Annotated in this window: 16 protein-coding genes; 13 read left to right on the forward strand and 3 right to left on the reverse strand. The window is 72.2% G+C overall.

Going from position 1 to position 16,814, the window contains the following annotated elements:
- Positions 1 to 168 precede the first annotated feature (168 nt).
- From AB0O36_RS35535 to AB0O36_RS35570, 8 genes are all read left to right on the forward strand, one after another.
- Complete coding sequence (locus AB0O36_RS35535; RefSeq protein WP_365117779.1) at positions 169 to 822, forward strand: HAD family hydrolase; 654 nt, start codon at positions 169 to 171, stop codon at positions 820 to 822.
- Positions 823 to 873: 51 nt separating this feature from the next.
- Complete coding sequence (locus tag AB0O36_RS35540) at positions 874 to 2,118, forward strand: MFS transporter (protein ID WP_365117850.1); 1,245 nt, start codon at positions 874 to 876, stop codon at positions 2,116 to 2,118.
- On the forward strand, positions 2,069 to 3,238 hold the full coding sequence (locus tag AB0O36_RS35545; RefSeq protein ID WP_365117782.1) for an acetoin utilization protein AcuC: 1,170 nt from the start codon (positions 2,069 to 2,071) through the stop codon (positions 3,236 to 3,238). Before AB0O36_RS35540 ends, AB0O36_RS35545 begins: the two co-directional genes overlap by 50 nt.
- A gap of 173 nt (positions 3,239 to 3,411) precedes the next feature.
- Positions 3,412 to 4,224, forward strand: coding sequence for a phosphatase (locus tag AB0O36_RS35550; protein WP_365117785.1), 813 nt, complete (start codon positions 3,412 to 3,414; stop codon positions 4,222 to 4,224).
- 141 nt (positions 4,225 to 4,365) lie between these two features.
- Complete coding sequence (locus AB0O36_RS35555; protein ID WP_365117787.1) at positions 4,366 to 4,578, forward strand: helix-turn-helix domain-containing protein; 213 nt, start codon at positions 4,366 to 4,368, stop codon at positions 4,576 to 4,578.
- Positions 4,579 to 4,700: 122 nt separating this feature from the next.
- Positions 4,701 to 4,799 (forward strand): AURKAIP1/COX24 domain-containing protein, encoded by a 99-nt coding sequence (locus AB0O36_RS35560; protein ID WP_003948845.1) that lies wholly within the window; start codon positions 4,701 to 4,703, stop codon positions 4,797 to 4,799.
- A 91-nt stretch (positions 4,800 to 4,890) separates the two neighbouring features.
- Entirely contained in the window at positions 4,891 to 6,024 is a 1,134-nt protein-coding gene (locus AB0O36_RS35565; protein WP_365117790.1) for an NAD-dependent epimerase/dehydratase family protein, read from the forward strand.
- A complete protein-coding gene (locus AB0O36_RS35570) occupies positions 6,024 to 7,061 on the forward strand; it encodes a lysophospholipid acyltransferase family protein (protein ID WP_365117792.1) in 1,038 nt (345 codons plus the stop codon). The genes AB0O36_RS35565 and AB0O36_RS35570 overlap by 1 nt, the downstream gene beginning before the upstream one ends.
- A 99-nt stretch (positions 7,062 to 7,160) precedes the next feature.
- Here the strand turns inward: AB0O36_RS35570 and AB0O36_RS35575 are convergent, their stop codons facing one another.
- From AB0O36_RS35575 to AB0O36_RS35585, 3 genes are all read right to left on the reverse strand, one after another.
- Complete coding sequence (locus AB0O36_RS35575) at positions 7,161 to 8,369, reverse strand: DUF5667 domain-containing protein (protein ID WP_365117794.1); 1,209 nt, start codon at positions 8,367 to 8,369, stop codon at positions 7,161 to 7,163.
- Between the two features lie 196 nt (positions 8,370 to 8,565).
- The gene (locus tag AB0O36_RS35580) at positions 8,566 to 9,375 is read right to left on the reverse strand and encodes an ECF subfamily RNA polymerase sigma factor, BldN family (RefSeq protein WP_365117797.1); all 810 of its coding nucleotides are present in this window, start codon (positions 9,373 to 9,375) and stop codon (positions 8,566 to 8,568) included.
- A gap of 319 nt (positions 9,376 to 9,694) precedes the next feature.
- A complete protein-coding gene (locus AB0O36_RS35585) occupies positions 9,695 to 10,642 on the reverse strand; it encodes an HAD-IB family hydrolase (protein ID WP_365117800.1) in 948 nt (315 codons plus the stop codon).
- A gap of 187 nt (positions 10,643 to 10,829) precedes the next feature.
- Between AB0O36_RS35585 and AB0O36_RS35590 the strand changes: the two genes are divergently transcribed.
- From AB0O36_RS35590 to AB0O36_RS35610, 5 genes are all read left to right on the forward strand, one after another.
- Entirely contained in the window at positions 10,830 to 11,108 is a 279-nt protein-coding gene (locus AB0O36_RS35590) for a glutaredoxin family protein (RefSeq protein WP_365117803.1), read from the forward strand.
- Positions 11,109 to 11,393: 285 nt separating this feature from the next.
- Positions 11,394 to 12,254 carry a redox-sensing transcriptional repressor Rex gene (locus AB0O36_RS35595; protein WP_365117805.1) on the forward strand — a complete coding sequence of 287 codons (861 nt, stop codon included), beginning with the start codon at positions 11,394 to 11,396 and terminating at the stop codon, positions 12,252 to 12,254.
- Complete coding sequence (locus tag AB0O36_RS35600) at positions 12,251 to 14,017, forward strand: glutamyl-tRNA reductase (RefSeq protein WP_365117808.1); 1,767 nt, start codon at positions 12,251 to 12,253, stop codon at positions 14,015 to 14,017. The genes AB0O36_RS35595 and AB0O36_RS35600 overlap by 4 nt, the downstream gene beginning before the upstream one ends.
- Positions 14,014 to 14,982 carry a hydroxymethylbilane synthase gene (gene hemC, locus AB0O36_RS35605; protein WP_365117810.1) on the forward strand — a complete coding sequence of 323 codons (969 nt, stop codon included), beginning with the start codon at positions 14,014 to 14,016 and terminating at the stop codon, positions 14,980 to 14,982. Before AB0O36_RS35600 ends, hemC begins: the two co-directional genes overlap by 4 nt.
- Positions 14,979 to 16,646: a bifunctional uroporphyrinogen-III C-methyltransferase/uroporphyrinogen-III synthase gene (locus AB0O36_RS35610; RefSeq protein WP_365117812.1), complete on the forward strand. Its 1,668-nt coding sequence runs from the start codon at positions 14,979 to 14,981 to the stop codon at positions 16,644 to 16,646. Before hemC ends, AB0O36_RS35610 begins: the two co-directional genes overlap by 4 nt.
- Positions 16,647 to 16,814: the final 168 nt, after the last annotated feature.

Here is a 16,814-nt window from a genome sequence, read left to right on the forward strand (position 1 = left end):
GAAGCTAAGCCTTTCAGCGCCGATGGTACTGCAGGGGGGACCCTGTGGGAGAGTAGGACGCCGCCGAACAATCATTGCGGGAAGCCCCGGACCTTGTGGTCCGGGGCTTTCTTGCGTTCTGGGTCCGTTTGGGCGGGCCTGTTCGGGCGGCCCGTTTAGGGTCGGGGCATGAGATATGAGCTGGTCATCTTCGACAACGACGGTGTGCTCGTGGACAGTGAGCCGCTCGCCAACACCATCCTTGCCGGGTACCTGACCGAGTTGGGGCATCCGACCTCCTACGAGGACTCCCTGCGGGACTACATGGGGTCCGCGGTGCACCGGGTGCACGACCTCGTGTACGAGCGGTCCGGGCAGCGGCTGCCCGGCGGGTTCAACGAGACGCTCCTGGAGCGGACGCTCACCGCGTTCGAACGGGAGCTGCAGGCCGTCGCCGGGATCGAGGACGTGCTCGCCGGGCTCCGGGGAGCCGGGGTTCCCTACTGCGTGGCCTCCTCGTCCGGGCACGCGCGGATCCGGGCCGGCCACCGGGCCGCCGGACTGAGCGAGTGGTTCGAGGACCGGATCGTCTTCAGCGCCGAGGACGTGGGCAAGGGGAAGCCCGCGCCGGACCTCTTTCTCCATGCCGCACGGGAGATGGGGGTCGAGCCGGCCCGTTGCGTGGTCGTCGAGGACAGCCCGCTCGGTGTGCAGGCTGCCGTCGCCGCCGGGATGGACGTGTACGGGTACACGGCGATGACCGGTGCCGTGAAACTCGGCGGGTCCACCGGGCTGTTCGGGGAGATGAAGGAACTTCTCGGTCTGATCTCTACCCACCGGTAGCCGCCGGCCCTACGCTGTGCCGCCATGACCATGGCCATGACCACGACGGTGATGCGGCGCGGGCGCGGGGCGCTCGGGTTCAGCTTCTTCGTGCAGGGCGTCACCTTCGCCCTCCTGGTGACCCGGATCCCCGGCATCCAGAAGGCGTACGGGATATCCGACGGACTGCTTCCCCTCTTCCTCGCCGCCGTGCCCGTGCTCGCCGGAGTGGCCAGCGTCGTCACCGAGCGGCTGGTGAAGCGGGTGCCGCCGAGCGTCGTCCTGGGGTGGTCTCAGCCGGTGGTGCTGCTCGCGCTGCTGGGGGTCGGGGCCGGCACCCGGCTGTGGCACGCGGCGGTCGCCCTGGCCTTCTTCGGGCTCGCCGTCGGCGCGCTCGACGCGTCCATGAACATGCTCGGCGTCAGCCTGCAGCGGGCGTACGGGCGGAGCATCATGCTCGGGTTCCACGCCGCCTACAGCCTGGGCGGGATCGTCGGCGCCTCCGCGGCGTGGGCCGGGGCGCACTGGCACCTCGGGCTGTTCGTCTCCTACCTGCCGGCGGTGGCCCTGCTGCTGCCGCTGGTCCTGGCCGGCAGCCGGTACTACGTCGACCGGGACCGTGCCGACCTGGACGGCGCCGATCGGGACGGGGCCGCCCAGGACGGTCGTCAGGAGTCCGCGCGTGCTGCCGGCAGTGCCGTGAAGTTCGCGGTGCTGTGGCCGCTGTGCCTGGTGATGGCCTGCGCGTACATCGGGGACTCGACCGTGGCGAACTGGAGCGCCAAGTACCTCCAGGACGTGCTGGGCAGCTCCGAGCAGCTGGCCACCGTCCCCTACAACGTCTACATGGTGACCACGCTGCTCGGGCGGGCCGTGGGGGACCTCGGGGTGCGGCGGTTCGGGGCCGCGGGCGTCGTGCGGTGCGGGACGCTGGTCGCGGCCGGCGGGTTCGCGGTGGTGGCCGTCGCGCAGGGGGCCTGGGTCGGGATGCTCGGGTTCACGCTCCTCGGGTTCGGGCTGTGCGTGATCGTGCCCCAGACCTTCGCCGCCGCCGGGCGATTGTTCCCCGGCTCCTCCGACACCGCGATCGCCCGGCTGAACATCTTCAACTACGTGGGGTTCCTGGTGGGCTCGCCGCTCGTCGGGGCCCTCGGGGACGCCTGGAGCTACCGCGGGGCCATGCTCGTACCGATGCTCCTCGTCCTGGTGACCCTCTTCCACGCCCGCTCGTTCGGCGCCGCGGAAGGCGCCCGCTACCGTGTCGGGCATGAGCGGGCGCCGATTGCTGATGTGGGACGAGGCGGTCACGGGCTATGACTTCGGGCCGGACCATCCGATGGATCCGGTGCGGCTGGCCCTGACCATGGGGCTGGTCCGGGCCTTCGGGCTGGACCGGGAGGTCGACGTACGGGCCGCCAGGGCGGCCGGGGACTCCACCTTGCGGCTGGTCCACCGGGAGGACTACGTGGCCGCCGTACGCGCGGTCTCGGACGATCCACGGGCCGCGGACGGCTCCTACGGCCTGGGCACGCCCGACGACCCGGCCTTCGCCGGCATGCACGAGGCGTCCGCGCTGATCGCCGGACAGTCCGTCGCCGGGGCCGAGGCCGTCTGGCGCGGCGAGGCCGAGCACGCCGTGAACTTCGCCGGCGGCCTGCACCACGCCATGCCCGGCGGGGCCGCCGGGTTCTGCATCTACAACGACGCGTCCATCGCCATCGCGCGGCTGCTGGAGCTGGGCGCCGAGCGCGTCGCGTACGTGGACGTGGACGTGCACCACGGGGACGGCGTGCAGGCGGCGTTCTGGGACGACCCGCGGGTGTTGACCGTCTCCCTGCACGAGCACCCGCGCACGCTGTTCCCGCAGACCGGGTGGCCCGAGGAGACCGGCGGGCCCGCTGCCGAGGGCAGCGCGGTCAACGTGGCGCTCCCGGCCGGCACCGGCGACGAGGGCTGGCTGCGGGCCTTCCACGCCACCGTGCCCGAGCTCCTCGCCGACTTCCGGCCGCAGGTGCTGGTGACCCAGCACGGCGCCGACACGCACTTCGAGGACCCGCTCGCGCACCTCGCGGTGTCCCTGGACGCCCAGCGGGCCGTGCAGGAGGCGTGCCACGCGCTGGCGCACGAGTACGCGGACGGGCGCTGGCTGGCGCTCGGCGGCGGCGGGTACGCCGTCGTGGACGTCGTACCGCGCTCCTGGACGCACCTGGTGGCGATCGCCGCGCACCGGCCGGTGGATCCCGGGTCGATGGTGCCGGCCTCCTGGCGGGACGAGGTGTACGCGCGGACCAGGCAGCTCGCTCCGGCCCGGATGACGGACGGACGCACTCCCGAGTGGCGTGACTGGGAGGCGGGTTACGACCCGGCGGACCGGCTCGACCAGGCGGTGCTGGCCACCCGGCGGGCGGTGTTCCCGCTGCGGGGCCTGCTGGTCTGACGGGTCGCCTGACGGTTCGCCTGACGGGTCGTCGGGCGGATCACCGAGCTGCCGGTGCCGGACCCGGAGCCATTCATCTGACGGTCCGTCCGGTAAAGGCGTTGTTAGGCCAAGTGTGCGGCTGTTCCCGGGAATTGGTGTTCGTCGGAGCCGAGTGCGGCAGCATCGGAGGGGTGTTGAGCACCGGCGCCATGCGTGCGCATCTGCTGGCGGCCCGGCTGGCCGGGCCCGTGGCCACGACCCGGGAGGAGAGCCTGCGCAGCTACCGGCTGTTCGCGGCCCGGGACCCCAGGGTCCTGCTGGGGCTCGACCCGGAGGACTGGGCGGTGCCCGACCTGGTGCGCCTGATGGCGGAGAGGTGCGGGGTGTCGGCGGACCCGTCGCACGTCAGCGGCCCGGACGTGATCGATCCGGAGCGGACCCTGGCGGCCCTGGAGGCGTTCGCGGTGCGGCTGGGGGAGGCCGTCGAGGCGCGGGCACCCGTGGTGTTCGGGACGGGTCACCCCCAGCGTCTCCTGGGGTTCTACGCCAGTTTGGCCGAGGCGCTGTCGGCGGCGGGCTGTGCCGTGCTCACTCCGGCGCAGGGCCGCGGGGTCGACGTGGCGACGCGGTTCGGCGTACGCACCTACACCCTCGATTACGTACGGGGGGTCGCCCTGGTGCGGGAACCCGGCGCGCGGGCGCGAGGGGGTGCGACCGGCGCACATTCCCATTCGCCGCTGCCGGTGAGGGTCGCGCTGGAGTCGCTGGTGGAGGCCGGCGGGCCGCTGCCGGAGCTCGTGGTGGGGGACCACGGATGGGTCTGCGGGGCAGGTCAGCTGGGTATTGATGCCATGGGGCTGGCCGATACGGACGATCCGGCGCTGTTCGTCGGGGAGGCCGAGGGGACCGTGGCGGTGGCCGTCCCGCTGGACGATGCGGTGCGGTCGGAGCACTACCTGCCGTTGACCCGGTATGTACTCGATCGTGCGTGTCCGTCCCGGTAGTGGCGGAGGGCGGCCGGTGGCTGCAACACCTCTTCCCCACTCGCATCACCCGCCCCTAGTCTGGGGAGTGAGCGTGCGACGACGTGGAGTAACCGGAGGGGAAGCCGGTGCCCCGTCATGCGCGGAAGGTCAAGGTGTGTCATGGCTGCAGGCGAGAGGAAGCCTCTCAGCGAGGTTCAGTTCCTGACCGTGGCGGAGGTCGCCTCGGTGATGCGAGTGTCGAAGATGACCGTGTACCGCCTGGTGCACAACGGCCATCTGCCCGCGATCCGGGTGGGCCGGTCCTTCCGGGTCCCCGAGAACGCGGTTCACGAATACCTACGCGAGTCCTATGTGGGGGTGGAGTCGGCCTGAGGGCAGACGCCCGGTAGCCCTCGGATTACAAGCAGGGCGCTCAGGCGGGTAGGCTAGGCCGACGTAGGTCGTGTGGGCCCAGACGCCCCGCACCGAGTGAATCGAAGTGAGCGAGGGTAGTCGTGGGCTCTGTTATCAAGAAGCGGCGTAAGCGGATGGCCAAGAAGAAGCACCGCAAGCTGCTCAAGCGCACCCGCGTTCAGCGCCGCAACAAGAAGTAAGCGGCAGCTGTACGTGTTCTCCGCAGCCCCTCCACCATCATGGTGGGGGGGCTTCGGTGCAATCGGGTGCGGATGAGGGAGGCGCGGGGCTGTGGGGAAGGTCGTGCTGGTGACCGGGGCTGCCCGGCAGCTGGGAGCCCGTTTCGTGCGCCGGGTGCAGCGGGACCCGGGGGTGGAGCGGGTGATCGCGGTGGACTCGGTGAAGCCGCCGTACCGGCTGGGTGCCGCCGAGTTCGTCCGTACGGACATCAGGCAGTCGGCGATCGCCCGGGTGCTGGCGGAGCACGCGGTGGACACGGTGGTCCATCTCGCCGTCACCGGGGGCGGCGCGGGAGCGGGCGGCGGCACGCGCAGCGCCGTCAAGGAGACCAACGTCATCGGCACCATGCAGCTGCTGGGGGCGTGCCAGAAGTCGCCCACGGTGCGGCGGCTGGTGGTGAAGTCGAGCACCGCCGTGTACGGGGGTGCGGCCAGGGATCCGGCCGTGTTCCCGGAGACCGCGCAGCCGAAGGCGCTGCCGTCGGGCGGGTTCGCGAAGGACGCCGCCGAGGTCGAGGGCTATGTGCGGGGTTTCGCGCGGCGCCGGCCGGACGTGGCGGTCTGCGTGCTGCGGTTCGCCAACATCCTGGGGCCGTTCGCCGACTCCCCGCTGGCGGAGTACTTCTCGATGCCGGTGCTGCCCACGGTGCTGGGCTTCGACCCGAGGCTGCAGTTCGTGCACGAGGACGACGTGCTGGACGTGCTGGCCCTGGCGGCGCAGGAGCCGCGTCGGGGCACGCTGAACAGCGGGACCTTCAACATCGCGGGTGACGGGGTGCTGCTGCTGTCGCAGTGCTCGCGGCGGCTGGGGCGGCCGACCGTGCCGCTGCTGCTGCCGGCCGTCACCTGGGTGGGGTCGGCGCTGCGGGCGGTGGGCGTGACGGAGTTCTCGCCGGAGCAGATCCGGCTGATGACGCACGGGCGGGTCGTGGAGACCACGCAGATGCGGGAGGTGCTGGGCTTTGATCCGCTCTACACCACCGCGGAGGCGTTCGCGGACTTCGCGCGGAGCCGCGGGACCGGGCTGCTGCCGCCGGAGCTGATGGGCCGGGCCGTGGACGGGGTGGCGCGGCTGCTGGACGTGGAGGCGGGCCGTCCCGGAATCGGCGACGGCGTGCGGGACACGCGGGACACGGGGGACGCGTACGCCGGCTACGGCGCGGACGACGAGGGAGCGAACCGATAGTGGCGGACGCCAAGGTCATTCCGTTCGACGAGGACCGGCCGCGCCGGCGCCCGGCCGGCGGGCGGCGGGTGCGGGCGGTGCCGGAGCCGGCGGTCTCGCCGGAGTCGGTGGAGCGCACACCGGAGGAGGGCGCGCAGGAGGAGACGGACCGGGGACGGACGGCGGCGACGCCGGCCGGAGCGGATGCCGCCGGCCGTGGCGAGTGGGACCGGCGGATCGCGAGCGGGCTGGCCTTCCTGCGGCGGCGGGTGACGGGCGACTACGAGGTCGACGAGTTCGGCTACGACAAGGAGCTCACCGACCAGGTCCTGATGTCGCTGCTGCGGCCGCTGTACGACCGGTACTTCCGGGTCGAGGTCAAGGGCATCGAGAACATCCCGGCCGAGGGCGGCGCCCTGATCGTGTCGAACCACTCGGGGGCGCTGCCGCTGGACGGCCTGATGCTGCAGGTGGCGGTCCACGACCGGCACCCGGCGCAGCGGCACCTGAGGCTGCTGGCCGCGGATCTCGTCTTCATGCTGCCGGTGGTCAACGAGGTGGCCCGCAAGGCGGGGCACACCCTGGCGTGCGCGGAGGACGCGCAGCGGCTGCTGGAGGCCGGGGAGTTGGTCGGGGTGATGCCGGAGGGCTTCAAGGGGCTGGGGAAGCCGTTCGGAGAGCGGTACAAGCTGCAGCGCTTCGGGCGGGGCGGCTTCGTGTCGACGGCGCTGCGGGCGCGGACCCCGATCATCCCGTGCTCGATCGTCGGGGCCGAGGAGATCTATCCGATGATCGGGAACGCGAAGACGCTGGCGCGGCTGCTGGGGATCCCGTACTTCCCGGTCACGCCGACGTTCCCGTGGCTGGGGCCGCTCGGGGCGGTGCCGCTGCCGACGAAGTGGACGATCCAGTTCGGGGAGCCGATCCCGACGGACGGGTTCGCGCCGGAGGCGGCGGAGGACCCGATGCTGATGTTCAACCTCACGGACCAGGTCCGGGAGCAGATCCAGCACACGCTCTACAAGCTGCTGGTGCAGCGGCGGTCCGTGTTCTTCTGAGCGTCTTCCGCTCGGTCTTTTCGGGCACGCCGAAGGGGCGGTCTTTTCGGGCACGCCGAAGGGGCGGGCCGCCACACACGGCCCGCCCCTTCGACGCGGTCAGCCCGCGTCCTCCTGGTTGATGCCCAGGCCAGGGAGCAGGCCGGGGATCAACGGCGGGAGGGTGATGTCCGGCTTCGCCTCCGGGGAGGGTGCGGCCGGGGACGGGCTGGTCTGCTCGGCAGGCGGCTTGAGCAGGTCGCCGGTGCCGGGCAGCAGACCGGGCTTCGACCCCTGGGACTGGCCGGCCGAGGGGGCCGCCGGTGCCGGGGTGCCGCCGCTGTGCTTGGCCGCGGGCGTGCCGGACGGCGTACGGCCGGTGCTGTGGCCGGGCTTGGTCTGGCTGCCGGACGGGGCCGAGCCGCCGCGGGTCTGCTCGGGAGGCTTCGGGAGCAGGCTCTGCAGCGGTTCCACGTCGTCCTCTATGGCCTGGAAGACCGTGGAGACCTCGTCGCCCACGTCGGTGAGCTGCGGCGGGAGGTTGGAGCGGAGCTTGGTCCAGCTCTCCCGGTGGGACCGGGAGAAGGAGCTCAGGTCCTGGATGGGCCCGATCTCCCCGTCCCGCTCATAGGCCGACTGGAGCAGCCGGTGGGCCTCCGCGGCGTCGTGCCGGACGCCGGCCAGGGCGCGCCGGATCTCGCCGAGCGACTCGTGGTCCAGGGTGCCGGACCGGCCGCGCTCCATCAGCCGACGGGCCTCGGACAGCCGGGTGGAGGCCTGGTCGAGGTAGAGCCGGCCCTTGTCGGCGTCGTCGTCGGCCATCCCGAGCTTGAGGTCCTCCATGCCCAGTTTCACCGGGTAGAGGGAGTCACCCGGCAGGGCGTTGGTACTGGCAGCGGCCACTCCGCCGAAAGCCCCCGCGGCCACACCGACGGTGAGGCCGCCCGCTGCGATGCCCTTGGACCAGCGGGAGCGCGGTCGCAATTTCCGGAGCGGGGTCGCCCGGTGGGCGCCCCGCACCGTCCGCTGTTCGGGCACCTGAGGGTCCGAGGCGGCTCCGCCCCCGGCCCTCTCCTCCATCACCATGGCCTCCATGGCGGCAACGAGCTGCGCTCGTTGCACCACTTTGACGTCTGCGTCCATCTGCGGGCGCGGCAGTTCGCCGAGCGCGCTCGCCAGGGCCAGCAGCCGGTCGGGGTCGGCAGGTTCGGCAGGTGCCTCGGACTGCTCGGCCGCCGGCTCGGAATCCGAAAGCTCGGACTCTGTCCGATCCTCCAGGGCCTGGGCGAAGGCGTTCGCCCGCCGGTGGGGAGAGACGTTCGCGATCACTGGCGGCACCTCCTCTCGTCATGACGATCGACTCCCCAAGGTGTCCGGAAGGTTGCCTTCCTTGAGCACATCCACACTTTCGAGTGAGCGGCTTCGGGCATGGCGTATCCACAGGGAGCCTGCATTCCGCACAACGAGCGGCGCGGCACTTGGGTTACGGACGAAGGATGATCGGACCACAGAGGCATGGCGGGACTCAGCGGGCGTCGTCCGGGAGGAGCCGGGCCAGGGTGCGGACCGCCCGGTACTGGAGGGTCTTGATCGCGCCCTCGTTCTTCCCCATCACCCGGGCCGTCTCGGCGACCGAGAGGCCCTGCAGGAAACGCAGGGTCACGCATTCCTGCTGCTGCGGGTTGAGTTTGCGGACGGCCTCCAGCAGGGCCGCGTTGGAGAGGGACTCCAGGACGGAGTCCTCGGGGGACCGTTCCACCTCGTTGGCGTCCAGCATTTCGCCGGTGGTCACTTCGAGGCGGAAGCGGCTGGACTTGAAGTGGTCCGCGACCAGGTTCCGCGCGATCGTGACCAGCCAGGCGCCGAAGTCGCGGCCCTGCCAGGTGAAGGTGGAGATGCGGCGCAGGGCGCGCAGGAAGGTCTCGCTGGTGAGGTCCTCCGCCGTGGCCTTGCCGCCGACCCGGTAGTAGATGTAGCGGTACACCGTGTCGCTGTACTGGTCGTAGAGCCGGCCGAAGGCATCGGCCTCGCCGGCCTGGGCGCGTTCGACCAGGTCCAGCATGCGCGCGCTGTCACTGTCCGCGGTGGGGCGACGGGCCGCCTGGGTGCCCGTGCCGCCGCCGGCCGCGGCCGTGCTCGTACGACCGCGTCTGCCGACCGTCGCCCCGCCGTCGGTCAGGGCGTAGCAGGGCCCGGCCGGGCCGAGGCCGGCGGGGACCGCGGTGGCGAAGGCGGGGACCGGGTACGCGGTGGGGACGAACCGGCGCAGGTGGTCGACGACCGTTGCGCGCAGCGTAGCCAGGCCCGAGGCGTCAACCCCGACAGGTGGGTACACGGGACTCCCAGAGGCAGAGCTTCCATCACGTGCAGTGCGGGACCGTTCACCCGTCGTGGCGACAGATGGGCGGTGGCATGCGTCTGAGGAGAATAACGCTTCGTACAGGCAGCACTACACCCAGTTGCGAAAACAATCGCTTCCGACACTTCTGTTTCGTGTCGAGGGCATATTCAGTCGCTGACGGTGATCGATTGGTGATCGAAATCGCACCCGGAATGGATGCTTCCAAGGCTTGTTGTGGCCGAGTCGGGCAGCCCGGAGTGCCGCCCGGCGGGGGCGGGTAAGGCAGTGGGAATGGCCCGTCACCGGCCCGTTGCTACCGGCGGCGGCGGTGCAGTGCGATCGCGGCGGCCGCGCCGCCCGCGAGGGCGCCGACCCCGGCGGCGGCCGGGACGCCGACCTTCACGGCCTTGCGGCCGGTCCGATAGTCGCGCAGGCGCCAGTCGTTCGCCCGGGCATGCCTGCGCAGTTTTGTGTCGGGATTGATCGCGTACGGATGCCCGACCAGCGACAGCATCGGAATGTCGTTGTGCGAATCGCTGTACGCCGCGCAGCGCGCGAGGTCCAGCCCCTCGGCGGCGGCCAGTGCGCGCACCGCCTCGGCCTTGGCCGGGCCGTGCAGCGGCTCGCCGACCAGGCGCCCGGTGTAGACCCCGTCGACGGACTCGGCGACGGTGCCCAGGGCTCCGGTCAGGCCGAGCCGGCGGGCGATGATCGTGGCGGTCTCCACCGGTGCGGCGGTGACCAGCCAGACCTTCTGGCCGGCGTCCAAGTGGGCCTGGGCCAGCGCGCGGGTGCCCGGCCAGATGCGCTCGGCCATGTACTCGTCGTAGATCTCCTCGCCGATGGCCATCAGGTCGGAGACCTGGTGCCCCTTGACGATGGAGAGGGCGCTGTCGCGGGCGTCCTGCATGTGGTCGGGGTCCTCCACCCCGGCCAGCCGGAACCACGCCTGCTGCCAGGCGAACCGGGCGAGCTCGCGGCGCTGGAAGAACTCCCGCTTGTAGAGGCCGCGGCCGAAGTGGAAGATCGCGGCGCCCTGCATGACGGTGTTGTCGAGGTCGAAGAAGGCGGCGGCCTGGTCGTCGCCGGCGACCGGGAACTCCTCCGGAGCCTCCGCGGCCGCTTCGGCCGTGTCTGCGGCGGCCTCCGGTTCCGCGGCCTGCGCGGTCTTCCGGGCGGCCTCGGCCGAGGCTTCGCCCGCGAGCACGCTGCGCGCGGTCGCCGAACGCCTGCGAGGGGTGAGCCATCCGAGAGCGGCCATGACGCGAGCATAGCCACTGTGTTCGGTCCCGCCCGAACCGCGGGGAAACGGCTGCGTGAACTCTTCGGCCGGGGGTGCCTCCGGGCCGTCGCCCGGGCCGCCGTTGCGGGCCGCCGTTCCGGGTCCGCCTCCGGGGCGTGCCTCCGTGGGCCGCGGGGCTTGCGGAACGGCGCGGGAGAATGGGGGCATGACCCCTTTGCTGCGTCGCAAGGAAAAGAAGAGTCCCGGTGAGCGGATGGTCACGCTCATCGGGAAGCCGGGCTGTCACCTCTGTGACGATGCCCAGGAGGTGATCGAGAAGGTGTGTGCCGAAACGGGTGCACAGTGGGAGAAAAGGGATATTTCACAGGACGAAGAGCTCTACCGGTTGCACTGGGAGCAGATCCCGGTGGTGCTGGTGGACGGTGAACAGCACACCTTCTGGCGGGTGAACCCGGACCGGCTGCGGCGGGCGCTGAAGGGCTGAGGCCGGCCGACCCCCTTCGCCGGTTACCATTCATGGGCGATTTATGGGGACTCGGGGGCATAGCGTTGAGTGGAGTGTGCGGTTTTGCCCCCTTCGGGTTTTGAACGGGTTCGGCGTGCGCCCGGTTCCGCCTTTCCGTGCCCGGACCGCGTGACCCCGATCACTTTGCTCGGACAAAGCGGACACAATCTTTGTGCACGCGTTCACAAAGACATAGCCTGCTTCCGACGGGGCGGTCCTGGGACAAGGTGCCGCCTGCAGCCCCGCTCATCCCGCAGGAGCATCGTGGCAACTGGCCGAAATCACCGACCGGCGACCCGCAGCCGAGGCATCCCCGAGGCCACCGTCGCCAGGCTCCCGCTGTATCTGCGGGCTCTCACCGCGCTCTCCGAGCGATCGGTGCCCACGGTGTCCTCGGAAGAGCTCGCCGCCGCGGCCGGGGTCAACTCCGCGAAGCTGCGCAAGGACTTCTCCTACCTCGGCTCCTACGGCACCCGCGGTGTCGGCTACGACGTCGAGTACCTCGTCTACCAGATCTCCCGCGAGCTGGGCCTGACCCAGGACTGGCCGGTCGTCATCGTCGGCATCGGCAACCTCGGCGCGGCCCTCGCGAACTACGGCGGCTTCGCCTCCCGCGGCTTCCGCGTCGCGGCGCTGATCGACGCCGACCCGGCGATGGCCGGGAAGCCGGTGGCCGGCATGCCCGTCCAGCACACCGATGACCTGGAGAAGATCATCGACGAGAACGGCGTCTCGATCGGTGTCATCGCGACGCCGGCGGGTGCCGCCCAGCAGGTGTGCGACCGCCTGGTCGCCGCCGGCGTGACCTCCATCCTGAACTTCGCGCCGACCGTGCTGTCCGTGCCGGAGGGCGTGGACGTGCGCAAGGTCGACCTGTCGATCGAGCTGCAGATCCTGGCCTTCCACGAGCAGCGGAAGGCCGGCGAGGAAGCGGCGGCCGGCGCCGCGGGTGCTCCCGCGGGCGGGCCGGCCTCCGGTGACGACGCCGCGCCGGGCGCGGCCGGTGCCACGGGTGCGGCGGGTGCGCCCGGTGCCGGTGCGCCCGTACCGCCGGCGGCGCGGGGTGCCGCGGTGCCGCGCAAGGGCGGCCCCGACGGTGACGTCCCGGCGGTGATGCCGGCATGAGCCTGCTCGTCGTAGGACTGAGCCACCGCAGTGCGCCGGTGAGCGTGCTGGAGCGGGCCGCGCTGACCGCGGACGCCAAGGTGAAGCTGCTGCACGACACGCTGGCGGCGGAGCCGGCGGCCGAGGCGGCGGTGCTCGCCACCTGCAACCGGATCGAGCTGTACGCGGACGTGGACAAGTTCCACGCCGGGGTGGCCGAGCTGTCGACGCTGCTCGCGCTGCACAGCGGGGTGGCACTGGAGGAGCTCACCCCGTACCTGTACGTGCACTACGAGGACCGGGCCGTGCACCACCTGTTCTCGGTGGCGTGCGGGCTGGACTCGATGGTGGTCGGCGAGGGCCAGATCCTCGGCCAGATCAAGGACGCGCTGGCGCTGTCGCAGGAGCTGCACACCGCCGGGCGGCTGATGAACGACCTGTTCCAGCAGGCGCTGCGGGTCGGCAAGCGGGCGCACAGCGAGACCGGGATCGACCGGGCCGGGCAGTCGCTGGTGACCTTCGGCCTGGAGCAGCTGGCGCTTCCGGGCGGGGAGCCGGTGGAGAAGTGGGCCGCGGGCAAGCGGGCGCTGGTGATCGGTGCCGGGTCGATGTCCTCGCTGGCGGCGTCGACGCTCGCCCGCGTGGGCGTGGGCGAGATCGTGGTGGCGAACCGGACACCGGCGCGGGCCGAGCGGCTCGTCGAGATCCTGGCGGAGTCGGGGGCTTCGGCGCGGGTCGTGGGCATGGGCGAGGTCGCCGATGAGCTGACACGAGTCGACGTGGCGGTGTCCTGCACGGGTGCGACCGGGCTGGTGCTGACGGCTGACGACGTGCAGGCCGCGGTGGGCCCTGCGGGCGGCGATTTCCCCTCCCCGCCCCTTCCCGCAACCGGGGCTTCGCCCCGGACCCCCAGGGGCTCCGCCCCCTACCCCGCGCCTCAAACGCCGGTGGGGCCGGACGGTGTGGCTGCGCCCCTGGGCGGCGTGCCCGCGCAGCCGGCCGGATCCGGTGCGGACCGGGAGGTCATCGCGCGGCTCGCGGAGGCTGCCGCGAAGCTCGGGCGGATCGCCGACGGCGGGGCCGCCCGGACGCTCGCGCCCGTGGAGGAGCCGGACGGGTGTCCCGTCGGACTGGACGCGCCCGCCGCCGGGCGGGCCGCGCTCACCGGGGTGGACGCGAGCTCGCTGGAGCTGCACGGTGCCTGGGCCGACCAGGGCGAGGCCGTCGCCCTGCGGCAGCCCAAGCGGGCCGGGCGGGCGACCGCCTCGGCGGTGGTTCCGGTGCGGCTGGCACTGCTTGACCTCGCCATGCCCAGGGACATCGACGCCGCGGTGCACCGGATCCCCGGAGTGCGCCTGGTCGACATCGAGAGCCTTGCGGAAGCCAGCGCGGACGCGCCGATGGCTGCCGATGTGGACGCCGTGCGTGGGATCGTGGCGGATGAGGTGGCGGCTTTCGGCGCCGCACAGCGGGCCGCCCACATCACGCCCACAGTGGTCGCACTGCGGGCGATGGCCGCCGAGGTCGTCACCGCCGAGGTGGCGCGCCTCAACGGCCGGCTCCCCGAACTGGACGACCGGCAGCGCGCCGAGATGACCCAGACCGTACGACGGGTCGTCGACAAGCTGCTGCACGCCCCCACCGTGCGCGTGAAACAGCTCGCCAGCGAACCCGGCGGCGCCGGTTACGCGGACGCGCTGCGCGAACTCTTCGACCTCGACCCGCAGACGGTTGCCTCCGTCGGCCGGGCCGACCAGACCGATGACTCAGGACGGGCATCATGAACACACGTCTCGACCAGCCGCTCCGGCTCGGCACGCGGCGCAGCAAGCTGGCCATGTCCCAGTCCGGGCACGTCGCCGAGGCAGTCGAGAAGATCACCGGCCGTCGCGTCGAGCTCGTGGAGATCACCACGTACGGCGACGTCTCGCGCGAGCACCTGGCGCAGATCGGCGGCACGGGTGTCTTCGTGACGGCGCTGCGCGACGCGCTGGTGCGCGGTGAGGTCGACTTCGCCGTGCACTCGCTGAAGGACCTGCCGACCGCCCAGCCCGAGGAGCTCGTGATCGCGGCCATGCCGCCGCGCGAGGACGCCCGGGACGCCCTGGTGGCCCGGGACGGCCTGACCTTCGAGCAGCTGCCCGACGGGGCCCGGGTCGGTACCGGTTCGCCGCGCCGCATGGCGCAGCTGAACGCGTACGCCCGCAGCCTCGGCAAGACCATCGAGACCGTGCCGATCCGGGGCAACGTAGACACCCGCATCGGTTTCGTGCACGACGGTGAGCTGGATGCCGTCGTCCTGGCTGCCGCCGGTCTGAACCGGATCGGGCGCGCGGACGAGGCGACCGACTTCCTCGCCGTCGACCATGTGCTGCCCGCCCCCGGTCAGGGTGCGCTGGCGGTCGAGTGCCTCGCGTCCGACGCGGAGCTCATCGCTTCCCTCGGCAAGCTCGACGACCCGTTCACCCGGGCCGCCGTGACCGCCGAGCGGTCCCTTCTCGCCGCCCTCGAGGCCGGCTGCAGCGCACCCGTGGGCGCGTTCGCCGACCTCCTGGCCGACGGGCAGGTTGTCAACGAAATGCGTCTGCGCGGAGTCGTCGGGACCCTCGACGGCTCGACGCTGGTGCAGCTGTCCACCACCGGTCCCGTGCCCCAGTCGTACGACGAGGCGATGGCGCTCGGCCGCGAACTCGCGGACGAGATGCTCGCCAAGGGTGCGGCCGGTCTGATGGGGGAGCGATCGCTTTGAACCCCTCAAGTCCCAGCCCTTCCGCGTTTCCGGCTGTCGCCGCCCACGGACACGTCACCTTCCTCGGTGCCGGCCCCGGCGACCCGGGTCTGCTCACGCTGCGCGCCGTGGAGGCGCTGGCCGCCGCGGACGTACTGATCGCGGAGCCCGAGGTGCTCGACGTCGTACGGACGCATGCGCGAGCGGGCGTGGACACGCCTCAGCTGACGGTGGCTGACGAGGCGTCAGCAGCCGCCGGTGTCCCGGTGATCCGAGACGCGGCCAATCTTGTCATGGAGGCCGCGCGCTCCGGCAGGCGGGTCGTCCGTGCGGTGACCGGCGACCCCGGCCTGGACGGCAGCGCCACCGACGAGATGCTCGCGTGCGCGGGCGAGGGCATCCCCTTCGAGGTGGTGCCCGGTGTCGCGACGGCGGTCGGTGTCCCGGCGTACGCCGGTGTGCCGCTGCGCGACAAGACCGGTGCGGACGTCCGGTTCGTGGACGCGCGCACGGCCACCGCCCGGTGCTGGATCGAGGCGGGCAGCAGCGACGGCACCCTCGTGGTGTCGGCGACCCTGGAGACGGTGGCGGCGGCCGCCGCGGAGCTGGTGACGGCCGGGCGGAAGCCCGACACCCCGCTCACGGTGACCGTGGCCGGCACGACGACCCGGCAGCGGACCTGGTCCGCCACGCTGGGCACGATCGCGCAGGTGTTCAAGCAGGGCAAGGTGCTCCCGTCGCCCGAGGGCGCCCGGCCGGTCATAGCCGTGGTCGGTGAGCACGGCGCGGCCGAGCGCCGCGAGGACCTGTCGTGGTTCGAGTCGAAGCCGCTGTTCGGCTGGCGGGTGCTGGTGCCGCGGACGAAGGAGCAGGCCGCGTCGCTCTCCGACCAGCTGCGTTCCTACGGCGCGGTGCCGCACGAGGTGCCGACCATCGCCGTGGAGCCGCCGCGCACCCCGCAGCAGATGGAGCGTGCGGTGAAGGGCCTGGTGACGGGCCGGTACGAGTGGATCGCCTTCACCTCGGTCAACGCGGTCAAGGCGGTGCGCGAGAAGTTCGAGGAGTACGGGCTCGACGCGCGCGCCTTCGCGGGCATCAAGGTCGCGGCGGTCGGCGAGCAGACCGCGGCCGCGCTGGTGGAGTTCGGCGTGAAGCCGGACCTGGTGCCCAGCGGAGAGCAGTCCGCGGCCGGGCTGCTGGAGGACTGGCCGCCGTACGACCCGGTCTTCGACCCGATCGACCGCGTCTTCCTGCCGCGTGCCGACATCGCTACGGAGACGCTGGTTGCGGGCCTGATAGAGCTGGGCTGGGAGGTCGACGACGTCACGGCCTACCGGACCGTGCGGGCCTCGCCGCCGCCGGCGGACACCCGTGAGGCCATCAAGGGCGGCGGCTTCGACGCCGTTCTCTTCACGTCCTCCTCGACGGTGCGGAACCTGGTCGGCATCGCGGGCAAGCCGCACAACGTGACGGTGATCGCCTGTATCGGCCCGGCGACGGCGAAGACCGCGGAGGAGCACGGCCTGCGGGTCGACGTGCTCTCCCCGGAGCCGAGCGTGTCGAAGCTGGCGGAGGCCCTCGCCGAGTACGGCGCGGCGCGCCGCGACGCGGCGAAGGCGGCCGGCGAGACGGTGGCCCGCCCGAGCGAGCGCCGTCCGGGCGCGCGCAGGCGTCGTACGACGTGAGCGGGTTAGGCCGGTCGGCCGACAGGACGGGAAAGGGGCCCGGGCGCAAACGCGCCCGGGCCCCTTCGCGTGCGCGGGCCGGCGCGACGGCAGGGCCTACCCGCGTACCCGTTCACCCGTTCGGCAGGGGAGCGGAAGAGGGGCGGGAGCCGGTCACCCGGCCGAGAC

It is taken from the genome of Streptomyces sp. NPDC089799, from assembly GCF_040684755.1.
Lineage (GTDB): Bacteria > Actinomycetota > Actinomycetes > Streptomycetales > Streptomycetaceae > Streptomyces.